26 protein-coding genes are annotated in these 19,631 nt (G+C 71.9%); 13 read left to right on the top strand and 13 right to left on the bottom strand.

The features are described from left to right. Window positions 1-69 precede the first annotated feature (69 nt). Complete coding sequence (locus ACLQ26_RS32380; protein ID WP_425748163.1) at window positions 70-843, top strand: peptidoglycan DD-metalloendopeptidase family protein; 774 nt, start codon at window positions 70-72, stop codon at window positions 841-843. Window positions 844-898: 55 nt separating this feature from the next. On the opposite strand, the gene ACLQ26_RS32385 is transcribed toward ACLQ26_RS32380, so the two are convergent. The 5 genes from ACLQ26_RS32385 to ACLQ26_RS32405 form a co-directional block, all read right to left on the bottom strand. Then, a complete protein-coding gene (locus ACLQ26_RS32385) occupies window positions 899-1,393 on the bottom strand; it encodes a TspO/MBR family protein (RefSeq protein ID WP_425748164.1) in 495 nt (164 codons plus the stop codon). A gap of 157 nt (window positions 1,394-1,550) precedes the next feature. Next, complete coding sequence (locus ACLQ26_RS32390) at window positions 1,551-1,694, bottom strand: GPGG-motif small membrane protein (RefSeq protein ID WP_007464364.1); 144 nt, start codon at window positions 1,692-1,694, stop codon at window positions 1,551-1,553. After that, a complete protein-coding gene (locus ACLQ26_RS32395; RefSeq protein WP_007464361.1) occupies window positions 1,685-2,461 on the bottom strand; it encodes a metallophosphoesterase family protein in 777 nt (258 codons plus the stop codon). Before ACLQ26_RS32395 ends, ACLQ26_RS32390 begins: the two co-directional genes overlap by 10 nt. Before the next feature lie 10 nt (window positions 2,462-2,471). Further along, window positions 2,472-2,747 carry a hypothetical protein gene (locus ACLQ26_RS32400; RefSeq protein WP_425748165.1) on the bottom strand — a complete coding sequence of 92 codons (276 nt, stop codon included), beginning with the start codon at window positions 2,745-2,747 and terminating at the stop codon, window positions 2,472-2,474. Then, the gene (locus ACLQ26_RS32405; protein ID WP_363679745.1) at window positions 2,744-3,391 is read right to left on the bottom strand and encodes a nucleotidyltransferase family protein; all 648 of its coding nucleotides are present in this window, start codon (window positions 3,389-3,391) and stop codon (window positions 2,744-2,746) included. The genes ACLQ26_RS32400 and ACLQ26_RS32405 overlap by 4 nt, the downstream gene beginning before the upstream one ends. A 119-nt stretch (window positions 3,392-3,510) precedes the next feature. Between ACLQ26_RS32405 and ACLQ26_RS32410 the strand changes: the two genes are divergently transcribed. After that, window positions 3,511-4,278 (top strand): dTMP kinase, encoded by a 768-nt coding sequence (locus tag ACLQ26_RS32410; RefSeq protein ID WP_425748182.1) that lies wholly within the window; start codon window positions 3,511-3,513, stop codon window positions 4,276-4,278. On the opposite strand, the gene ACLQ26_RS32415 is transcribed toward ACLQ26_RS32410, so the two are convergent. Continuing rightward, window positions 4,263-4,955, bottom strand: a complete 693-nt coding sequence (locus tag ACLQ26_RS32415; RefSeq protein WP_425748166.1) for an SDR family NAD(P)-dependent oxidoreductase — start codon at window positions 4,953-4,955, stop codon at window positions 4,263-4,265. The two genes, ACLQ26_RS32410 and ACLQ26_RS32415, sit on opposite strands and share 16 nt — an antisense overlap. Window positions 4,956-5,059: 104 nt before the next feature. Between ACLQ26_RS32415 and ACLQ26_RS32420 the strand changes: the two genes are divergently transcribed. The 4 genes from ACLQ26_RS32420 (at window position 5,060) to ACLQ26_RS32435 (ending at window position 9,409) form a co-directional block, all read left to right on the top strand. After that, complete coding sequence (locus ACLQ26_RS32420) at window positions 5,060-6,076, top strand: NAD-dependent epimerase/dehydratase family protein (protein ID WP_425748167.1); 1,017 nt, start codon at window positions 5,060-5,062, stop codon at window positions 6,074-6,076. Between the two features lie 75 nt (window positions 6,077-6,151). Next, window positions 6,152-7,066 carry a MurR/RpiR family transcriptional regulator gene (locus ACLQ26_RS32425; RefSeq protein ID WP_425748168.1) on the top strand — a complete coding sequence of 305 codons (915 nt, stop codon included), beginning with the start codon at window positions 6,152-6,154 and terminating at the stop codon, window positions 7,064-7,066. Continuing rightward, a complete protein-coding gene (locus ACLQ26_RS32430) occupies window positions 7,063-8,019 on the top strand; it encodes an N-acetylmuramic acid 6-phosphate etherase (RefSeq protein WP_363679736.1) in 957 nt (318 codons plus the stop codon). Before ACLQ26_RS32425 ends, ACLQ26_RS32430 begins: the two co-directional genes overlap by 4 nt. 400 nt (window positions 8,020-8,419) lie before the next feature. Further along, complete coding sequence (locus tag ACLQ26_RS32435) at window positions 8,420-9,409, top strand: sigma-70 family RNA polymerase sigma factor (RefSeq protein ID WP_363679734.1); 990 nt, start codon at window positions 8,420-8,422, stop codon at window positions 9,407-9,409. 71 nt (window positions 9,410-9,480) lie between these two features. Here ACLQ26_RS32435 and ACLQ26_RS32440 read toward each other — a convergent pair whose 3' ends face one another. Beyond that, a complete protein-coding gene (locus tag ACLQ26_RS32440) occupies window positions 9,481-10,458 on the bottom strand; it encodes an NlpC/P60 family protein (protein ID WP_425748169.1) in 978 nt (325 codons plus the stop codon). Window positions 10,459-10,984: 526 nt separating this feature from the next. Between ACLQ26_RS32440 and ACLQ26_RS32445 the strand changes: the two genes are divergently transcribed. Beyond that, window positions 10,985-11,467, top strand: coding sequence for a DUF6232 family protein (locus ACLQ26_RS32445; RefSeq protein ID WP_425748170.1), 483 nt, complete (start codon window positions 10,985-10,987; stop codon window positions 11,465-11,467). A gap of 14 nt (window positions 11,468-11,481) precedes the next feature. Here ACLQ26_RS32445 and ACLQ26_RS32450 read toward each other — a convergent pair whose 3' ends face one another. Beyond that, window positions 11,482-11,808, bottom strand: a complete 327-nt coding sequence (locus ACLQ26_RS32450) for a DUF3817 domain-containing protein (RefSeq protein ID WP_007464337.1) — start codon at window positions 11,806-11,808, stop codon at window positions 11,482-11,484. Between the two features lie 26 nt (window positions 11,809-11,834). Continuing rightward, the gene (locus tag ACLQ26_RS32455) at window positions 11,835-12,269 is read right to left on the bottom strand and encodes a hypothetical protein (RefSeq protein WP_425748171.1); all 435 of its coding nucleotides are present in this window, start codon (window positions 12,267-12,269) and stop codon (window positions 11,835-11,837) included. A gap of 129 nt (window positions 12,270-12,398) precedes the next feature. Here ACLQ26_RS32455 and ACLQ26_RS32460 point away from each other — a divergent pair, with 129 nt between their 5' ends. The 3 genes from ACLQ26_RS32460 to ACLQ26_RS32470 are packed head-to-tail and all read left to right on the top strand — an operon-like array spanning window position 12,399 to window position 13,652. Next, window positions 12,399-12,737 (top strand): DUF6158 family protein, encoded by a 339-nt coding sequence (locus tag ACLQ26_RS32460; protein ID WP_363679728.1) that lies wholly within the window; start codon window positions 12,399-12,401, stop codon window positions 12,735-12,737. Further along, on the top strand, window positions 12,737-13,063 hold the full coding sequence (locus tag ACLQ26_RS32465; protein ID WP_425748172.1) for a hypothetical protein: 327 nt from the start codon (window positions 12,737-12,739) through the stop codon (window positions 13,061-13,063). The genes ACLQ26_RS32460 and ACLQ26_RS32465 overlap by 1 nt, the downstream gene beginning before the upstream one ends. Before the next feature lie 49 nt (window positions 13,064-13,112). Beyond that, entirely contained in the window at window positions 13,113-13,652 is a 540-nt protein-coding gene (locus ACLQ26_RS32470; RefSeq protein WP_425748173.1) for a DUF1360 domain-containing protein, read from the top strand. A 64-nt stretch (window positions 13,653-13,716) separates the two neighbouring features. Here ACLQ26_RS32470 and ACLQ26_RS32475 read toward each other — a convergent pair whose 3' ends face one another. From ACLQ26_RS32475 to ACLQ26_RS32485, 3 genes are all read right to left on the bottom strand, one after another. Then, a complete protein-coding gene (locus ACLQ26_RS32475) occupies window positions 13,717-13,911 on the bottom strand; it encodes a hypothetical protein (protein ID WP_363679722.1) in 195 nt (64 codons plus the stop codon). A 50-nt stretch (window positions 13,912-13,961) separates the two neighbouring features. Next, a complete protein-coding gene (locus tag ACLQ26_RS32480; RefSeq protein WP_425748183.1) occupies window positions 13,962-14,195 on the bottom strand; it encodes a hypothetical protein in 234 nt (77 codons plus the stop codon). A gap of 260 nt (window positions 14,196-14,455) precedes the next feature. Further along, window positions 14,456-15,550, bottom strand: a complete 1,095-nt coding sequence (locus tag ACLQ26_RS32485) for a 3-deoxy-7-phosphoheptulonate synthase (RefSeq protein ID WP_425748174.1) — start codon at window positions 15,548-15,550, stop codon at window positions 14,456-14,458. 274 nt (window positions 15,551-15,824) lie between these two features. Here ACLQ26_RS32485 and ACLQ26_RS32490 point away from each other — a divergent pair, with 274 nt between their 5' ends. Then, entirely contained in the window at window positions 15,825-16,043 is a 219-nt protein-coding gene (locus ACLQ26_RS32490; protein ID WP_007464321.1) for a hypothetical protein, read from the top strand. Here ACLQ26_RS32490 and ACLQ26_RS32495 read toward each other — a convergent pair. Beyond that, complete coding sequence (locus ACLQ26_RS32495) at window positions 16,010-16,771, bottom strand: phosphodiesterase (protein ID WP_425748175.1); 762 nt, start codon at window positions 16,769-16,771, stop codon at window positions 16,010-16,012. The two genes, ACLQ26_RS32490 and ACLQ26_RS32495, sit on opposite strands and share 34 nt — an antisense overlap. Window positions 16,772-16,878: 107 nt before the next feature. On the opposite strand from ACLQ26_RS32495, the gene ACLQ26_RS32500 reads away from it, so the two are divergent. Beyond that, window positions 16,879-18,171, top strand: coding sequence for a M16 family metallopeptidase (locus tag ACLQ26_RS32500; RefSeq protein WP_425748176.1), 1,293 nt, complete (start codon window positions 16,879-16,881; stop codon window positions 18,169-18,171). After that, window positions 18,168-19,511 carry a M16 family metallopeptidase gene (locus tag ACLQ26_RS32505; protein WP_425748177.1) on the top strand — a complete coding sequence of 448 codons (1,344 nt, stop codon included), beginning with the start codon at window positions 18,168-18,170 and terminating at the stop codon, window positions 19,509-19,511. Before ACLQ26_RS32500 ends, ACLQ26_RS32505 begins: the two co-directional genes overlap by 4 nt. Window positions 19,512-19,631: the final 120 nt, after the last annotated feature.

Raw genomic sequence — 19,631 nt, forward strand, 5'->3', positions numbered from 1 at the left:
TTCGAAGATTGGCGATATCTGTCAGGCTAGGGCCACTTCATCGAAGGTTTTGAACATAGGAGGAGCTGGATGCGCAAGCGGTGGATCAGCCTGCTGGTGACGGGCCTGCTCGTCGGAGGAGTCCTCGCGCCGGCGAGCCCGGCGCTGGCCGCGCCGACCTTCAAGGTGCCGTTCCCATGCGGCCAGTCCTGGTCGGGGCAGACCCGGTCGGACCACAGCCCGGCGAACGCGGTCGACTTCAACCGCACCGACGACGTCGGCGACCCGGTGGTGGCCAGCGCCCCCGGCACCGTCGACCGGGTCACCGACCTCGGCGGCACCAGTTACGGCAAGTACGTCCGGATCAACCACGGTGGCGGGTACTCGACCTACTACGCCCACCTCAACGGCTTCAACGTCTCGGTGGGGCAGACCGTCGGCTACGGCAAGGTGCTCGGCTGGGTGGGCAGCACCGGCGGGTCCACAGGCCCCCACCTGCACTACGAGCAGCGCCTCAACGGCAACGACATCCAGGTCAGGTTCAACGGCACCCTCGGCCTGTACTGGGGCACCAAGACCTACACCAGCGACAACAACTGCAGCTCGGGCTCCGGCAACGCCACTGTCGACACCAGTGGCACGCCGCTTACCGTCCGCTCCGGCCCCGGCACGGGGTACGCCTCGGTGGGCACCGTCGCCGACGGCACCCGGGTGACCATCGCCTGCCAGACCAGCGGCACCACGGTCACCGGCACGTACGGCACCAGCTCGATCTGGGACCGCATCGGCAGCGGCCGCTACATCGCCGACGCGTACGTCTACACCGGTTACGACGGCTACATCCCGAACGTGCCCCGCTGCTGACGCCCGAACGGTCCTCCGGCGGCGGGGCTGCCTCCCGCCGGAGGACCGGCGTCGGTCAGGTGTTCAGTTGCCAGATCGACAGGTTGAGCGCGGCGGCGAACGTGACCCACGCCCAGTACGGCAGCAGCAGCGCTGTGGCGACCCGGGACACCCGGGCGAAGAGCACGACGGTGAGGCCGATCGCCAGCCACATCACCACGATCTCGGCGAACGCCAGCCCGTACTGCCCCGCGCCGAAGAACAGCGGCGTCCAGATGGCGTTGAGGACGAGTTGGGCCGTCCACGCCCAGAGCGCGGGGGAGAAGCCGACCCGACGCCACACCAGCCAGCCGGCGACGGCGATCAGCGCGTAGAGCACCGTCCAGACCGGGCCGAAGAGCCAGGACGGCGGAGCCCAGCCCGGCTGGCGCAGGTTCGCGTACTCGTCGGTGGTGCCCTGCACGCCCAGCCCGCCGATCGCCGCCGCGACGAAGACCGCTGCCGCGAAGCCGGCGAGCGCCCAGCGCGACCGTCGGCCGGACGTGGGCCGTGCCTCGCGAGATATCTCCATGGTCGAGATATTGCCGCTTTGTCGTCCGGTCAAACCCACAAAAAAGCGCCGGGGCCACCGCGGCCGGTGCTTCTGTCGGGAGGACGAAAGCTCCGGCCACGGCGACCCCGACGGGTCCCGGTGTTGTGAAGAAGTGTTGGTTTAAGGGGTACGAACGTCAATTGAAGATGCTGACACCACCCGGGCCGACCAACAGCCCGACGACGATGAGGACGATGCCCCACAGGATCTGCCGGCGGAACAGCGCGAGGATGCCGGCGACCACGAGTACGACTGCGAGAATCCAGAGAATCAGCTCCATGACCTCTGACTACCCGACCCTCCGATCGGGGAAACCTGGTCGGTGTCGAGTTGATCCCCGACATGAAAGACGCTGTACGCCTGCTTGATCACCGGGTGCGCCACGTTGCGGACGCGTACCCCTCCCGGGGTGGTGCCGCGCTCGGTGCCTGCGTGCGCGTGCCCGTGCACGGCCAGCGCCGTGGGCGCCGAGTCGATCGCCTGCCCGAGCTGGTACGACCCCAGGAACGGGTAGATCTCCAGCGGCTCGCCGACAAGCGTGTCCGGAACCGGCGAGTAGTGGGTGAGCGCGACAAGCATGTCGCAGTCAAGCGAGCGCAGGGCCGCTCCGAGGCGATCCGCGCTCTCGTTTGTGGTCCGGACGAACGCCTTCATCTCCGGCTCGCCGAAGTCGCTCGCGCACCGGCCGGCGAACCCACCGCCGAAGCCCTTGACGCCTGCGATACCGAGCCGGCCGCCCGCGCAGTCCAGCACCACGCCGTCGCCCTCCAGCACGGTGATGCCCGCGTCCTCGAGCACCTTGACCACCTGCGGCACCTGGTCACACTGGTGGTCGTGGTTGCCCAGCACGGTCACCACCGGCACGGCCAACCCGCCGAACTCCTGCGCCACGCAGCGCGCCTCGGCCTCGGTGCCGTGCCGGGTCAGGTCGCCGGCCAGCAGCAGCACGTCGGCGCACTCCGGCAGCTCCTCCAGCGCCGGGCGGAACCTGCCGACCACGTCCTCGTCCAGATGTACGTCGCCCACGGCGGCGATCCGGATCACCATGAAACCTCCCTCAGGGCAGTTGCTCGATCTCCGTGGGCGCCTGGGCGCGGATCACACCGATGTCGCTGGTGATCGCCACGTCCGGGAAGCGCTCCGACACCAGGCGCAGGATCTCCTCCCGCCGGTGCGGGCTCTCCACCTCGCCGTACAGCACGAGGGCACCTTCCCGCCGGACGACTGTGATCCCCTGTTCGGCGACGGCCGGATCCTCGGTGAGCAGCCGTTGAATCTCCGCGTCGACGTACTCGTCGGGTGGCGCCACGCCACCGGCCTGATCGTTCGTCACGGTGTCTCCTCTCCTGCCGGGGCGCCGGGTTCCGGCACCACCTCCAGCCGGTCCAGCAGCACCAGGAACGCCTCGGCGTACGGCGAGTGCTGCGTCTCCTTGCGTACCCGTTCCCAGTCGATCTGCTCCCGCAGCGACCTGGCCAACGGCAGGCCGCGGGCGAAGTCGCAGTAGTGCTGGGAGAAGCTCAGCAGCTTGTGAACCATGAGCTGGGTGGCGGACAGGACCGGCATGTGGATGGCGTCCACCGGCCGCACGACGGTGTCGGCGAACGTCTCCTCGGTCACCGGCGTCTCGATCGGCCGGTGGATCAGATCCACCATCCGCCCGTCGTCGAAGACCTTGACCAGCCAGTCCTCCGGTGGCCGCTCGGCGCGGAAACCCGCGGCCACGAGCGCCTCCAGGGACCGCTCGACGTCGGCCTCGCGGATCAGGAAGTCGACGTCGTGGTCGCTCGAGTGGCCGCCGTGGGCGTAGACGGCGAAGCTCCCGCCCAGGGCGAACGGGATCTCGGACTGCTTGAGCACGGCGGCGACCTTCTTCAGGGTGTGCACCAGACTCTCGTCCCCGCGCTCAGCCATCTGGATCTCCCGTCGGTCGTGTTGGTGGACAGGCGGTTGGATTCGAACTCCCGTACCCGGCATTCCGGTCGCCCACACCTGCCGCCGGCGCGGTCAGGCGACAACGGTGACAAAGAGGTACAAACGTCGTGGGGCGCAAGCATGGGTCGGATAACCTGTCGAGGGTGGCCAGATCATCGGGGATGCGACGCGGCGGGGCCCGTTTGCGCACCGTCGCCCTGATCGGCATCGACGGCTCGGGCAAGACCACGCAGGCGCACCGGCTGGCCGACGCGCTTACCGCCGCCGGGCGTCCCGCGGCGTACCGCCGCAACGCCAGCGGGCGGCGCTGGCTCGGCCGGATCGCGCACCGGCTCGGCCTCCCGGACGCGCAACGGCTCGTCGGGCGGGACGGCGTCCTGGCGGTGGAGTCCGTGCTGCGCTGGCTGGCCATCGCCGTGGCCCTGCTCAGCTGCCTGCTCACCGGTCGGACGGCGGTGATGGACCGCTACTCGGCCTGCCAGTATGTGAGCATCCGCGCGCACGGCGGGCACCGCTGGGAGCGGCTGGCCCGGGCCGGCTACCGCCTCTTCCCGACGCCGCAGGTGACCTTCCTGCTCGCCGTCGACCCGGCCGTCGCGTACCAGCGCATCGAGGAGCGCGGCACCGACCACGAGTCGATGGGCTGGCTCACCGCGGCGGACACCGCCTACCGGACCCTGCCCGAGTATCCGAGCTTCGTCCTCGTCGACGCGGGCCGCTCGGCCGAGGAGGTGACCGAGCAGATCCAGGCGCACCTGGCGACCTGGCTGCCGGAGGACGTCCGCCCCGACCCCACCCGATCGTCGGAGGGGCCGGTGCCCACCGACGTACCGCAGCCGGCGCCCCCGGCCGCACCGCCCGCCGCGCCGACGCAGGAGCGGGTCGGGCGCGACGGCGTCGCCTCGCTGCTCGTTCAGGCGCGTCCGTAGACCGGAACGCTGGCCCCGGTGGTCGGCGCGGAGTCCGTCGAGGCGAGGAAGCGGATCACCGGCGCGATCTCGGCAGGCGTCACCCAGCGGGAGTGGTCGGCGTCGGGCTGCGCGGCCCGGTTCGCCGGGGTGTCGATGACGCTGGGCAGCACGGTGTTGCAGCGCACGTTGCGGGAGCGGTACTCCACCGCTACCGCGTTGGCGAAGGCGAGCACCGCCGCCTTGGCCGTGACGTAGCCGGCCGCGCCGGCGAACGGGCTGACCGCAGCGCGGGCCGAGACGCACACCACCGCGCCACCGCCGGCCGCCACGAGGTGCGGCAGCGCGGCCTGGGTGACCAGGTAGGTGGGTCGCAGGTTGACGGTGAGCATCCGCTCGAACTCCTCGACCGGAGTCTCGTGCACCAGGCCGCCGCTCGCGTACCCGCCGACGAGGTTGACCACCGCCCGCAGCGGCGCCGCCGGGTCGCCGACGGCGGCCTCGACGACGGCCGCCGCGCCGGCCGGGTCGGTCAGGTCCGCGACGACCCGGACCAGCCCGTCCGCCGCCGGCTCCGACCCCGACCGGGCTGCCCGCTGCGGTACGACCACCCGCCAGCCCGCGTCGACGAACGAGGCGACGACCGCCCCGCCGAGGCCACCAGTGCCTCCGGTCACCACCACGCTGCGCTCTGCCATGCGCCACACGCTAGCGCCCGTCGCGACTGCCGATCTGCCGGCCGGCGCTCTGCCCACAGCAGAGTTCTTGGCGTGAACGGCGTTCGGCGGCGCAGGATCGGCGGATGCGGATCCTGATTCTCGGTGGCACCCGGTTTCTCGGCCGGGCGCTGGCCCGACTGGCCGTCGCGCAGGGCCACGAGGTGACCTGCGCGGCCCGGGGCGTGTCCGGCGTCGTGCCGGCCGGTGCGCGGTTCGTGCCTGTCGACCGCGACGAGCCCGCGGCGCTGGTGCCACTCGCCGACGACGGCTTCGACGCGGTGGTCGACGTGACCCGTCAGGTCAGCCATGCCCGGTACGCGCTCGCCACGCTGGCCGACCATGTTGGTCACTGGTCGTTCGTGTCCACGATCTCGGTGTACGCGGACAACACCACACCGGGTCAGACAGCGGCTGACGCGCCGCTGCTGCCGCCCGCTCCGCCGGACGTGGACGCTCCGGTCGGCCCGGACCACCGCTGGTACGGCGAGTGCAAGGTCAGCATCGAGCAGCTGGTCCGCGAGCGGATGGGCGCGGACCTGTCGTTCATCTGCCGCGCGGGGCTGATCGTCGGCGCGGAGGACCCGAGCGACCGCTTTCCGTACTGGCTGCGACGGCTGGCGAACGGCGGCGAGGTTCTCGCGCCCGGCCGGCCCACCGACCGGGTGCAGTTCGTGGACGTCGCCGACCTGGCCGGCTGGTTGCTGCACGCCGCAGGCGCCCGCCTCGCCGGCACGTACGACGGCACCGGCCCGGCGCTGTCCCGCGCCGAGCTGCTGACCGGTGTGGCGGCCGGCCTGGGCGTCGCCGACCCGCAGCTCACCTGGGTCGATCAGGACTTCCTGGCGGCCCACGACGTGCGCGAGTGGTCGGGGGAGCGGGCGCTCCCGCTGTGGGTGCGCCTGCCGGAGTGGGCCGGTCTGATGGACCGCGATGCCCGGCCGGCGCTGGACGCGGGTCTGACGGTCCGGCCGCTGCCCGACACCGTTCGGGCGACCGCGTCCTGGATGACAGCGCGGCCCGACGCCGTACGGCAGGGTGGACTCGACCCGGCGGATGAGGCGGCGATCCTCAGGGAGTGGCAAGCTGTGCGAAACGCGTGATCCGGGTCGTCGACACTATTCCCACCACATACGGTCATGGTTGACGCTCACGCCTCGTGAAAGTAAGTTTCACCCGTGGCGAAGAGTCCGAAGATTTCTGCGAGTCACGAGCCTGGTGGGCTGATCGTCCACATCAGCGGGCTGTTGCCATCGCTGTCGCCCGCCGAGCAGCGGGTCGCCCGGCTGGTCGTGTCCGACCCGGCCGCCGCCGCCCGGCGGACCATCACAGACCTCGCCACCGCAGCGGAGACGTCGGAGGCGACAGTCATCCGGTTCTGCCGATCGGTGGGCATGGACGGCTATCCACAGCTGCGCATCCGGCTGGCCGCCGAGGCCGCCCGTCGCATCGAGCCGCCGGACGCCCGGGTCGTCGGAGGTGACATCCCACCCGGCGCCGACCTCGCCCAGATCATCGCCACCATCGCGTTCAACGACGCCCGAGCCGTCGAGGAGACCGCCGAGCAGCTCGACCCGGCCATCTGCGAGCAGGTGGTCGAGGCGATCGCGGGCGCCGGCCGGATCGACATCTACGGCGCCGGCGCCAGCGGGTTCGTCGCCTCCGACTTCCAGCAGAAGCTGCACCGCATCGGCCGGATCGCCTTCTACTTCCCCGACGTGCACACCGCGTTGACCTCGGCCGCCCTGCTCGGCCGCGGTGACGTCGCGATCGGCATCTCCCACACCGGCACCACCTCCGACGTCATCGAGGTGCTGGAGCAGGCCCGGACGCGGGGCGCGGCCACAGTGGCGCTCACCAACTTCCCGCGCTCGCCGATCACCGAGGTCGCCGACTTCGTGCTGACGACCGCGGCACGCGAGACCACCTACCGCTCCGGAGCGACGGCCAGCCGGCTCGCTCAGCTCACCGTCGTCGACTGCCTCTTCGTCGGGGTGGCCGCCCGCAACCGGTCCCGGGCCCGCAAGGCCCTCGAGGCGACCGCCGAGGCGGTCCAGTCGCACCGGGTGGGTGCCAGTCGGAGGCGGGCATGACGCCCGGTTCGGTGGAGCCGGACGAGGACATGTCAGCACCGCTCGCCCGCCCGACGGTCCGGGTGGGCGCGCCCACCGAACGACGTAACCCCCTCAGCGTCGACCTCGATCTGATGTCGACGCGGGACGTGCTCACCGTGATCAACGAGGCCGATCGGCGAGTGCCCGCGGCGGTCGCCGCGGTGCTCGACGAGATCGCCACCACAGTCGATCTGGCAGTCGCGGCGCTGCGCGGTGGCCACCGGGTGCACTACTTCGGGGCCGGCACCTCCGGCCGGCTGGGCGTGCTCGACGCGGCCGAGTTGGCTCCCACCTTCAACTCGCCGCGGCACTGGTTCTGCGCCCACCTGGCCGGCGGCCCGGACGCCATGTGGCGGGCCGTGGAGGACGCCGAGGACGACGACCGGAACGGGGCGGCCGAGGCCGGCGGATGTGTGCGAGCCGGCGATCTGGTGGTCGGTCTGGCGGCCAGCGGACGCACACCGTACGTCCTCGGGGCGCTCGCCGCGTCCCGCGCCGCAGGCGCCTCGACGGTGCTGCTGTGCGCCAATCCGGAGGCGGAGGCCGCCCGGTCGGTCGACGTGTTCATCGGGGTGGACACCGGACCCGAGGTGGTCACCGGGTCGACCCGGATGAAGGCGGGCACCGCGCAGAAACTGGTGCTGAACACGTTCTCGACAGCCGTCATGGTGCGCCTGGGCCGGGTCTACTCGAACCTCATGATCGATATGGTGGCCACCAACGCGAAGCTCCGGGGACGAATGATCTCGATCCTCATCGAGGCGACCGGCTGCTCCGAGGAGGTCTCCCGGCGGGCCCTCGGCGAGGCCGACGGCGACCTGAAGACGGCGTTGGTCTCGCTGGTCTCCGGAGCCGAGGTGGCCGCCGCCCGAGCGGCCCTGGCGCGCTCCGCCGACCAGGTTCGCGGGGCTCTCGCCCTGCTCGCCTCCTAGCTGGCGCCGCTCGGGAAGCGAACGGGGCTCCGGATTGTTCACCGGGGCGGGGGGTAATCACACCCCCGTGGATGAACCGACCGGTCCACCGCTGCGTATCTGACAGTGACCAGGATCGCAGCGCGGTGGTGACCCGGGTCGCTGCGTGAGCGCGGCGGGCGGTGTTGCCATGGTGCGGGCGATCGGCGATTCGTCGACCCGCCAACCCGTTCGAGGTGCCCAGCGGCGCGCCACCCGACGGGTGCTGACAGCAAACATGGACCGTGCTCTCAGCTACTACTCAGGCATTCGTGACACTTTCGACTCACGACATGGAATCCCCGACACGTCTCATCTGTTGTGTAGGTGTCAGCGACGGTGGGCACAGCAGAAGTTACCAGGGGCTGACCGGACGTGGGGAATGGCAAGGAACCGGGCAACCGGCGCGAGCGAGGGGACCGTGGGCAACGTGGACAAGAACATCGGCATGCGAACCGACGAGGTTGCCGAGGAGCGCGACCTGGTCGGCGTCTACCTGCACGAGATCTCCCGGACGCCACTGCTGGACGCCGCCAAGGAGGTTGACCTCTCCAAGGCGATCGAGGCCGGCCTCTACGCCGAGCACCTGCTCGGCGAGGACGCCGTTCCCGACGGTGTCGACCGGGCCGACCTGGAGCGGCTGATCGTCGAGGGTGAGCGCGCGAAGGACCTCTTCATCCGCGCCAACCTGCGACTGGTCGTGTCGATCGCGCGTCGTTACGTGCGCTCGGGCATGCCCATGCTGGACCTGATCCAGGAGGGCAACACCGGCCTCGTCCGGGCCGTGGAGAAGTTCGACTACGAGCGTGGCTACAAGTTCTCCACCTACGCCACCTGGTGGATCCGCCAGGCCATCAGCCGGGCGATCGCCCAGCAGGAGCGCACCGTCCGTCTGCCGGTGCACCTGGTGGAGGACGTCAACCGGATGCGCAACGTGATCCGGCAGCTCACCCGTGAGCTGGGCAGCGACCCGGAGCCGGAGCAGATCGCCGCGTCGCTCGGCGTCACCGTCGAGCGGGTCAACGAGTTGCGCCGCTGGTCGCAGGACACCGTCTCGCTGGACACCCCGGTGGGCGACGACGGCGACACCAACCTCGGCGACCTGGTCGCCGACAGCGACGCTCCGTCGCCGGAGGACATCGTTCTCAGCGGCCTGGAGCGGCAGCGCATCGAGGGACTGCTCAACCACCTCGACGACCGGTCCGCCGGCATCATGCGGGCCCGCTACGGGCTCGAGGACGGCCGAGAGCACTCGCTGACCGAGGTCGCGTCCCGCTTCTCGCTGTCCCGCGAGCGGATCCGGCAGCTGGAGATCCAGGCCCTCGGCCGGCTCCGGGAGTTGGCCCGGGCGGAGGGGCTGCAGGCAGCCTGACCTGGTAGTAATGACGGCGAACGGCCGGCGTCCGATAGGGGGACGCCGGCCGTTCGCCGTATCGGGTCGGGTCAGCTGACCCGGCCGTAGCCGTGGATGGACATCATGTTCATGCCACGTTTGAGCACGTTGCGACCGGCGCTCGGCGCGTCGATCACCTGGCCGCCGCCGACGTAGAGAGCGACGTGCCCGAGCCCGCTGTAGAAGATCAGGTCACCCGGGCGCAGGTCACCCCGGCCGATGTGGGCGACCGCGCCCCACTGCATCCGTGCGCTGTGCGGCAGTGATCTGCCGGCCGCCCGCCAGGCCGCGAGCGTCAGCCCGGAACAGTCGTAGCCGTTGGGCCCGTCAGCGGCCCAGACGTACGGCTTGCCGATCGCGCCGAAGGCGTAGCGCACCGCGATGCCGGCGTCCCCGGCCACGGCGGGCACGTTCCTGGCCTCGGCCTCCGCCGCCTTGGGCGCGGGTTTCTCGGTGGCGGCGCCGTACGCCTGCCGGCGCAGCTCGTACAGCTTGGCCAGGTCACTCTCGATGCGCTTCTTGCCGGCAGCCAGCTCGCGGGCCTGCGCGGCCTGCCGGGCCAGCGTGGCGTCCAGGCGCACCTTCTCGTCGAGCAGCCGCCGCTGGTTGTCCGTGAAGCCGGAGATGCGCTCCTGGCGTTGGCGGGTCAGCTGGTCGAGGGCGCCGAGCCGGTCGAGCAGAGCCACCGAGCCGCCGGGACGTAACAGCGCGTCCGCGGTATGCAGGCCACCGCTCTTGTACGCGGTGTTGGCGAATGCCGCGACATCGGCCCGGCTCTGCTCGGCCTGCTGTTCCAGGGGGCCGATGCGGGCCTGTAATCGGGCCACCGCGGTCTTGTTGACCTTGATGTCCTCGGCGAGCTTGTTGTACGACTCCACGATCCGTTCCAACTCGGCGGAGGACGTCTCGATCCGGCGGGTCAGGTCGGCGGGGGACGGCTCGGCGTGTGCCACCGCCGTCGGGGCGATCAGCGCTGCCGACAGGCCGGCCAGCATCGCGGTGCGCAGCAGGGTTCTCAGGGATGACAAGAGCGAAGGGCTCCTCTCCCACGGCCGCCGACGGGACTGCTGACGCCCTCGGCGACACCGGCCGGGGCCACCCGGGTGGATGGCGCTGGGCCGGACCGGCCCGCCCAACCTAACCCGGGACGGTTGTGTGGCGCAGTTGAAGCAGGGGCGAATGTTGACGAAGCGGCGAGAAGTGCCGCTGCTCCCGGTGACTCCAGCGGGGCTGCTGACGCGTGCGGAAGCGCGGTTTCGCATCCGTTGACCGATATCCGACTTTCGTCGTTCCGGGCGGATGCCGCCGGATGGTCACCGGCAATATCCGATAAAAACCGAAATGGATGCTGTTTCGCGGCCATGTCCCCCAGACGCGTGAGCGGGCCGGAACCGTAAATGCCCAGGTGGAGTGGCGGTCCCCCAGAACAATGGAGCCGCAGCCGGGAATCCCGCCCCCGGGCAGCGATGCCCCCACGGGACCCACCCCCGGCACCCCGCCCCCACGGGAGGAACCGTGAATCGTGAAGGCGCAAGGACGCGACCGCAACGAACGGTGCCCGGAGCCAGGTCCACGCTGCTGTACGCGCGACCCGGCATCATCGTCACCGTCGACCGGTTCACCGTCGGCCGCACCAGCTACCGCATCGTCGACCTGACCCACCTGCGCACCACCCGAGGTCCGCACGACCGGATCGCCGTCCGGGCGGTAGTGGTCACCGCATCCATGATCGGCGCGGTCGGCCTGCTCCTCGGCTTCGGCGGCGGCCTGCAACGGTTGACCGCCGAGGCGTACCTCATCCTCGGGGCGGTGTTCCTGCTGCCGGCGGCGCTCGCCCTGGTCGGCGACCGCTGGCGTCCACCGCCGTACGAGCTGTGGGGATGGCACCGGGGCGCGGAGGTGCTCCTGTTCAGCGCCGACGACGAGCGGCAGTTCGGTCAGGTCACCCGGGCGCTGCTGCGCGCCCGGGAGGTCAACCGGTACGGCGGCTGGGTCGACCCGCTCGCCTCGGCCGACCCGTGGCGGCCCAGCCGCTGACCCACCGTGGGCCGTCAGCTGGCGACCGGCTCCGGCGTACGGGTCACGGGCCGGTCCAGCCAGGCGGTGACGCGACGCTCCGCGTAGAACGAGACGAACGGCACGGTGCCGGCAAGCATCACCAGGAGCATCCGCTTCAGCGGCCAGTCGGCCCGGCGACTCAGGTCGAACGCGGCCACCAGGTAGATCATGTAGAGGAAGCCGTGCGCCGGGCCGACCGTCTCCACCACGACCGGGTTGTCGAACGCGTACTTCAGCGGCATGCCGACAACGACCAGCAGGATCAGCACCACGCCCACGATCCAGGCGATCACGCGGTACCGGGTAAGGGCTGCGCCCACAGTCGTCCGTCCTTCCGAGCCCCGGCTCAGCCGGGATAGTCACCGGGCTTGGCGCCCGGATTGGCGTTCAACCATGACAGGTAGTCGTTGTAGGCGGCCAGGTCGGCGTCGTCGCCGGGTGCCCCGTCGACCGGCACCCGGGCCACCCGCACCGGTCGGCGTACCGCCGGTCGGGCGCCGATGGTCGCGGCCGGCGCCGGCTCGACGGCAGGTGCGTCGGCCGGGTCCGCCGGTGGCTCGGCGGCGGCCTCCGCGTTGCGGCGGGCCAGCCGCACCTCACGCCACCAGACGTACACCACGAAGCCGGCGAAGATCGGCCACTCGACCGCGTACCCCCAGCTGAGGCTGTTGCCGGCCGCGGCCCGGCTGATCTGCCACCAGCCCAGCCCGAGGAAGCCCACGACCAGCACGACCATGGCCACATGACGTGCGATCCACGCCGGGGTCCAGAGCCACCTCATGGCGTCGAGGGTACCGGGAACGGCGGCGCTCTCCGACACGGTGTCGTAGCTGCCTCGCGGCGGGAGGGTTTGGCGTCACCCGGTGTGGGCATCCGTCTAGACGCCAGCCCAAACGAGACCAGGGGGGCGATGATGACCGGATCGGTACGCGAGGACGGCTTTCCGTCCAGCGGCAGCACGGAGATGAGCCCGGAGCAGCGGGTGCCCGAGTGGGGCGGCGACCACCTCGCCGACCCCGGAGGCGCCGACCTCGACGGCGACACGCTGGGCGTCGACCCGACGGAGCTGACCGACGAGGATCTGATCCGCGAGATGCACAGCCTGCACCGCACCCGGCTGGACACCCTCCGGCACGCGGCGGACTCCGCGCTCGCCAACCACCTGCGACGCACGGCGGAACTGGAGACCGAGTACCTGGCCCGGCACCCGGGCCGGGAGGTCGACCCGAGCCGCCTGCGGGACGCCTGATGCCGGCGCGAGTGGTGCGCGGCATGTCCGCGCCACCCGAGGTGGTCTTCAACACGGCCACCGACCCGGCTCGGGCCTCGGCCTGGCTCCCGGCGCCGCTGCGCGGCGACGGGAGCCCTCCGGCAGAGATCAGCGGCGAGGAACTGCGCGCCCGCTGGGGCGACGCCGACTGGGCCGCCGAGATCCGCGTGGATCCGGCCGACTCCGGTGGGGCACGGATCCAGCTCGACCTGTCCGACGGCTCCGGCGCCGACCCGGACCAGTTGGCCGACGAGGCGCTCACCAATCTCGCCCGCGAGGTCGCCGACAACCTCCAGGCCGGCTGAGACCCCACCGCGGGCTACCTACGCGCCACGACGACACGTGAGGAGAACGGTGACCGACACTGGCCTGCGACAGAAGGCGGCACGGCTGCGCCGGGCGTACGCGCCGCACGAACACCGGCCGCTCGGCGGCTACGTGGCGGCGATGGGCACCTACGCGGGGGTGGCCGGGGTGCTCGCCGGCCTGGTCAAGGTGACCGGCCGCCCGGTGCCCGAGCGTCCCGCCCCCGCCGACGTCGTGTTGCTCTCCATCGCCACGCACAAGCTGAGCCGGCTGCTGTCCAAGGACGCGGTCACCAGCCCACTGCGGGCGCCGTTCACCCGCTACGACCGGCCGATCGGCAGCGGTGAGGTGATGGAGCAGGTCCGCGACTCGGGCAGCCCCACCCGGCACGCCATCGGCGAGTTGCTGAGCTGCCCGTTCTGCCTGGCGGTGTGGGTGGCCACGGGGCTGACCGGGGGCCTCGTTCTCGCCCCCCGCCTCACGCGCCTGGTGGCCACCGCGCTGACGGCGGTGGCCGCGTCCGACTTCCTCCAGATGGCGTACGCCACCGCGCAGCAGGCCGCTGAGGGCGGACACGACGACGACTGAACCGACACGACGAGCGCAGCGGAGCGGGGGCCGGCGGATTCGCCGGCCCCCGCCGTCGTACGCGTCAACGCTGCATACCGGACCAGCCGTGCGGCGACTCCGGCTCCCGTTCGTCCTCGTCCTCGCCGGTGATGATGTCCCGGTCCACCGCAGTGCGGTCGTGCTCGTTGGCGAAGTCCGGCTCGGGCGTGGTGTCCCTGCCCTTCGGCGGTTGACCCAGCGCCGGGACCTTCTCGTCACGGTCCTCGTGGTGCGTCATGGTGGATGTCCCTTCGGGGTCGCTGGTTCCGCTGGTTCCGCTGGTCCGGCTCACGCGACGGTGCCGCCCAGCAGGTCGCTGGCCTCGTCCACCGCGTACTCGCCCTCGGGCAGCGCGTCGATGCGCGCGAGCAGTTCCGGGGGAAGTTCGGCGGCCACCGCCCGGCGATAGATCTCCGCCTGGGTGACCCGCTCCTGACCTCGGAAGATGTCGTCGAGCAGGTCGTCGAGGGCTTCGGTGTCCGGCTCGTCGGCCACTGATGCGTCGTCGGTCACGTCGATCAGCTACCCGGGTCGGAATCGGTCAAACGTCGCGCCGGTGGCCCCGTACAGACAGCGCCGCCCCCGAGCCTTGTGGGCCGGGGGCGGCGCTGGTGTCGGTGTGTAGGTCGCCTCTCGGCGAGTGGCGCGACGCGGCTCCAGCCGAACGGTATTCCGCGAGGGCTATTTAGGTGAGGCCCGGGGACACTGAGCACACCGACACCTCAGTTAACCAGGCTCCACCGTTCCGTGTTCCGCGCACCGCAGTGCCGGCCGTCACACCTTCACGCCGGGGTGGGAAGGGTGGCCCGGCGGGCCCGTACGGCGGTGGCCAGGTGGTCGAGCACCTCTGCGGTGTCGTCCCAGCCGAGGCAGGCGTCGGTGACCGAACGGCCGTATACCAGCTCGCGGGTCGGGTCGAGGTCCTGCCGGCCGGGCAGCAGGAACGACTCCAGCATCACGCCTGTGATGCCGCGCTGGCCGGCGGCCATCTGCGCGGCCACGTCCGCGGCGACAAGCGGCTGGTTGCGGTGGTCCTTGCCGCTGTTGGCGTGGCTGGCGTCGATCACCAGCCGCTCCGGCAGCCCGGCCGCCCGGAGCAGGTCGAGCGCGCCGGCCACCGACTCCGCGTCGTAGTTGGGCCGACCGCCACCGCCGCGCAGCACCAGGTGCCCGTCGGTGTTGCCGCGGGTGTGCATGATCGCCGGGGTGCCGGAGAAGTCGATGCCGGGGAAGACGTGCGGCACGCCGGCGGCGCGGATGGCGTCCACGGCGGTGCCGATGCTGCCGTCGGGGCGGTTCTTCATGCCGATCGGCATGGACAGGCCGGAGGCGAGCTGCCTGTGCACCTGGCTCTCCACGGTGCGGGCGCCGATCGCGCCCCAGCCCACCGTGTCCGCGATGTACTGCGGGGTGATCGGGTCGAGGAATTCGCAACCCACCGGCAGTCCGAGGCGCAGGACGTCGAGCAGCAGCGCCCGGGCCCGGCGCAGGCCGGTGTTGACGTCGCCGCTGCCGTCCAGCCCGGGGTCGTTGATCAGGCCCTTCCACCCGACTGTGGACCGGGGCTTCTCGAAGTAGACCCGCATGACGATCAGCAGGTCGTCGGCGAGCCGGTCGGCGGCGGTGCGCAGACGCTCGGCGTACTCGAGGGCGGCGGCCGGGTCGTGCACCGAGCACGGACCGACCACCACCAGCAGGCGGTCGTCCTCGCGGTCCAGCACGCGGCCCACCGCGCGCCGGCCGTTCAACACGGCCGCGGCGAGCGGTGCGTCCAGGGGTAACTCGTGGTGCAGGAGGGCGGGTGTGGTCAGCGGCACGACACGGTCGATCCGCTGATCGCTTACCCGATCGGTCTCCGGGGTCGTCACGGTGGGCATCCTTCCGCCGACCGTGCCCGGGGCCGGTGCCCGGGACGAGCCGGCTGCTCGTACGCAAAAGGGCAGGAACGACAGCTCCTGCCCAGCCGGCTCGGTTTGTGGTGACGTCAGTTCATGGTGAAGTCACCGGCCTGCGAGCCGGCTGCCTAAACCATGGATACGTCCGCGTCACGGGAACCAGCGTACCCGACCGGGTGGGGGTGCCCGCCCCATCGTCCCAAGATGCGGAGTGAACATCGCGTGCCGAGGGCGGGCCGGGGGTAACAGCTGTGCCATGACTGACGAGCAGAGCGATCAGGAGCGGGTGGAGTCCCGCGCGCACCACCTCCTTCCCGAGGAGGTGGCGGCGGGCAGCGACGACCCGCAGGCACAGGCGGAGGCCATCCTCGCCGAGTCGGACATCCGCGAGGAGGACCAGAACGCCGCCCCGGACACGGTGCTGGAGCGGCGTACCTCGGATCAGACGGTGGCCGCCGTCGAACCCCCGGACTGAGTCGCCGCGCCGCGGGCCCGGCGTGACCCCCGGTAGGTCTGCTCGCGCAGCCAGGCGAGCGGGCCGGCCGCCCGCAGGCCGGGTGGCAGGTTGCGCACCGGGTCGAACGCGAGCGCGGCGTCCTCCCGGGCAGCGAGCTGAGCACCGATGGTCACCTGCCCGACCGGGTGCCACGGCCCCACGGCGGACGCGACCGCGAGCACCAGGCGCGGCGCGTCCGTCCGGGCCGCGGCCGCGAGGGCGGCCAGACCGCGGCCGAGGTCGACAGCTTCCGGGTCCGCCAGCGCGGCCAACCACAGACGGCGCCGGGCCGTGCGATAACCCATGATCGTGCTGTACGTCCCGGTGAAGTCGCGCCGGGGCAGCGGCAGGTTCCGCAGCACCGGCGCGGCGCCGCTGGAGCTGACCAGCAGGTCGAACGGGCGGCCGGCGTCGAGGTGCACGCGCACCGCCAGGCCCAGCACGTCCGGCCAGCCATCAGGCGTGGGCGTCCCCCTGGAGAGCCGGACAGTGGCCGCGTACCGGCCGGGGTCGTCCAGGAGGGCGACCCCGGTGGGCGGTCCGGGCGTACCCCACATCGTGACCTCGGCGCTGAACGAGCGACCGGCCGGATGCAGCAGCCGGCCGCGGCGCAGCCGGCCGAGCGCGGCCGAGGCGCTTGCGACGGCGCGGGCGGCCGGTCCGGCACTGCGCCGGCGCGCGGGCGGGGCGGGGGTCGGTGGGGTCATTCCTGCGCGGTACCCCGACGGGCGGACTCGATGCCCCGCCGGCGAGGTCGGCTCGCCGACCGGCCGCACGTCACCTTTCCGCCCGCGAGATCGGATAGCGTCGTGCCATGCCCGACAGTGGTTACCCCTGGCCCATCGAGACGTCCCGACTGGACAACGGCCTGCGCGTGGTGGTGAGCGAGGACCGCACCGCCCCCGCGGTGGCCGTCAATCTCTGGTACGACGTCGGATCCCGGCACGAGCCGGCCGGGCAGACCGGTTTCGCCCACCTCTTCGAACACCTGATGTTCGAGGGTTCGGTGAACGTGGCGAAGACCGAGCACATGAAGCTGATCCAGGGCTCCGGCGGCTCGCTCAACGCCACCACCAACCCGGACCGGACGAACTACTTCGAGACGGTCCCGGCCGAGCACCTGGAGTTGGCGCTCTGGCTGGAGGCCGACCGGATGGGCGGGCTGGTCCCGGCGCTGACCCAGGAGACGCTCGACAACCAGCGCGACGTGGTGAAGAACGAGCGCCGGCAGCGCTACGAGAACGTCCCGTACGGCGACGCATGGCTGCGACTGCTGCCGCTGCTCTACCCGCCGGGGCATCCGTACCACCACTCGACAATCGGCTCGATGGCCGACCTGAACGCCGCCGACCTCGCCACCTTCCAGGCGTTCCACCAGACGTACTACGTGCCGAACAACGCGGTGCTCACAGTCGTCGGCGACGCCCGGGCCACCGACGTGTTCGCGCTTGCCGACAAGTACTTCGGCGCGCTGCCCGCCCGCGACGACATCCCGGCCGCCCCGGACGGGCGTACCGTCGCGGCGACCGGCCAGCCCGCCGTGGAGACGGTGACCGCCGACGTGCCGGCGCCGCGCGTCTACGTCGCGCACCGTGGCCACCCGTTCGGCAGCCCGGGGTACGACGTGCTCACAGTGCTCGCCACAGTGCTCGGCAGCGGCCGGGGCAGTCGGCTGTACCAGCGGCTCGCCGACGGTGAGCGGATCGCCCAACCCGACCTGGTCGGGGCGTACGGGGTGGACCTGGCGCATGCCCCGGCGCCGCTGATCGCCACCGCCACCGCCCGCCCCGGCGTGAGCGCCGAGCGGTTGGCCGAAGGGCTGGCCGAGGTCGTCGACGAGTTGGCCACCGTGCCGGTCACCGCCGCCGAGCTGGACCGGGCGAAGGCGCTGCTGAGCACGGCGTGGTGGCGGCAGATGTCGACGGTGGACGGCCGCGCGGACACGCTCGGGCGGTACGCCACGCAGTTCGGCGACCCCGCCCGCGCCGCCGACCGGCTGCCCGCCTGGCTCGCGGTGACCGCCGAGCAGATCGCCGAGACGGCCGCCGAGGTGCTCGGCGCCGCCGACCGGGTGACCCTGACCTACCTGCCCGAGGAGACCGCATGACGCTGATCGCCGACCGTCCCGGCCCGGGTGCCGCTCGCCCGTACCGGTTCCCGCCGGTGGTCCGCCGCGCGGCCGGCGGTGGCCAGGTGGTGGCCGCGCACCTGCCCGGGCAGAACCTCGCCGTCGCGTTGCTGCTGCTCGACGCCGGCGCCGGCCGGGAGCTGACCGGCAAGGAAGGGCTGGGCGGGGTGCTCGCCAAGGCCCTGGAGGAGGGCACCGCGCAGCGGGACGCCACGGCGTACGCGCTTGCCATCGAGGCGCTCGGCACCGAGCTGGTGACCGGGCTGGACTGGGACTCGTTCCAGATCAGCGTGCAGGTCCCGGTGGACCGGCTGACCGCCGCGGTGCAGCTCCTCGCCGAGGCCGTCCGGACGCCCCGGCTGGACCCGGCCGACGTCCGGCGCGTCCGCGACGACGAGGCCACCGCGCTGCGGATGGACTGGGCCAACCCCGGCCCGCGCGCCGACGCCGCTCTGCGCGCCGACCTGTTCGGCGCCGACAACAGGTGGGGACGACCGATGTACGGCGACCCGGACTCGGTGGCCGCCCTGGACGTCGAGGACATCACGGTCTTCCACTCCGAGTGGTTCCTGCGGCCCGGCACCCTGATCGTCGCCGGTGACCTGGACCGGATCGACCTGGACGCGTTGGCCGGGGCGGCGTTCGCCGGCACCGGAGGCGGTCCGGCCGAGCGGGGCGGCCCGATCGAGGTGCCGCTGCGCGCCGAGCGCCGGATCATCCTGGTGGATCGCCCCGGCTCGGTGCAGTCCACGCTGCGGCTGGGCCACCCGTCGCCGCACCGGGCGCACCCCGACCACGTGCCGATGACGCTCGCCGGAACGGTGCTCGGCGGGGCGTTCACGTCCCGGCTCAACCACCTGATCCGCGAGGTGCGCGGCTACACCTACGGCATCCGGGGCGAGTTCGCCTCGTCGCGCCGGTTCGGCCGGTTCGCGGTCAGCTCAGGCGTGCAGACCGCCGTCACCGCGCCGGCCCTGGTCGAGGCGGTGGGCGAGATCACTCGTACGCAGACCGGCGGCGTGACCGAGGAGGAGCTGGCGGTGGCCCGGTCCTGGCGGGCAGGTCAGCTCTCGGTCGAGTTGCAGAGCCCTCGGGCGATCGCGTCCGCGCTGACCACGCTCGTGGTGCACGACCTGCCGGACGACTACCACGCCCAACTGCGCGAGGAACTGCTCAAGGCCGATGTCGGCCAGGTCTCCGAGGCGGCGGCCACCCACCTACACCCGGAGTCGCTGACCCTGGTCATCGAAGGCGACGCCGCAGTAATCCGCGACGACCTAGAGTCGGCAAACCTAGGAACCCTCCTCAACCACCCCTAACCCGCGCCAGACCCCGTTGATCATGAAGTTATCGTCACCCGCCGCGGCTTGGGGTCAAGGGGTGAGTGCAATCGTTAGGCGGCGATGAGGTGGTCCAGGCGTTCGGCTGGGGTTGCCCAG

It is taken from the genome of Micromonospora sp. DT43 (assembly GCF_049841645.1).
In the GTDB taxonomy this organism is placed as follows: Bacteria; Actinomycetota; Actinomycetes; order Mycobacteriales; family Micromonosporaceae; genus Micromonospora.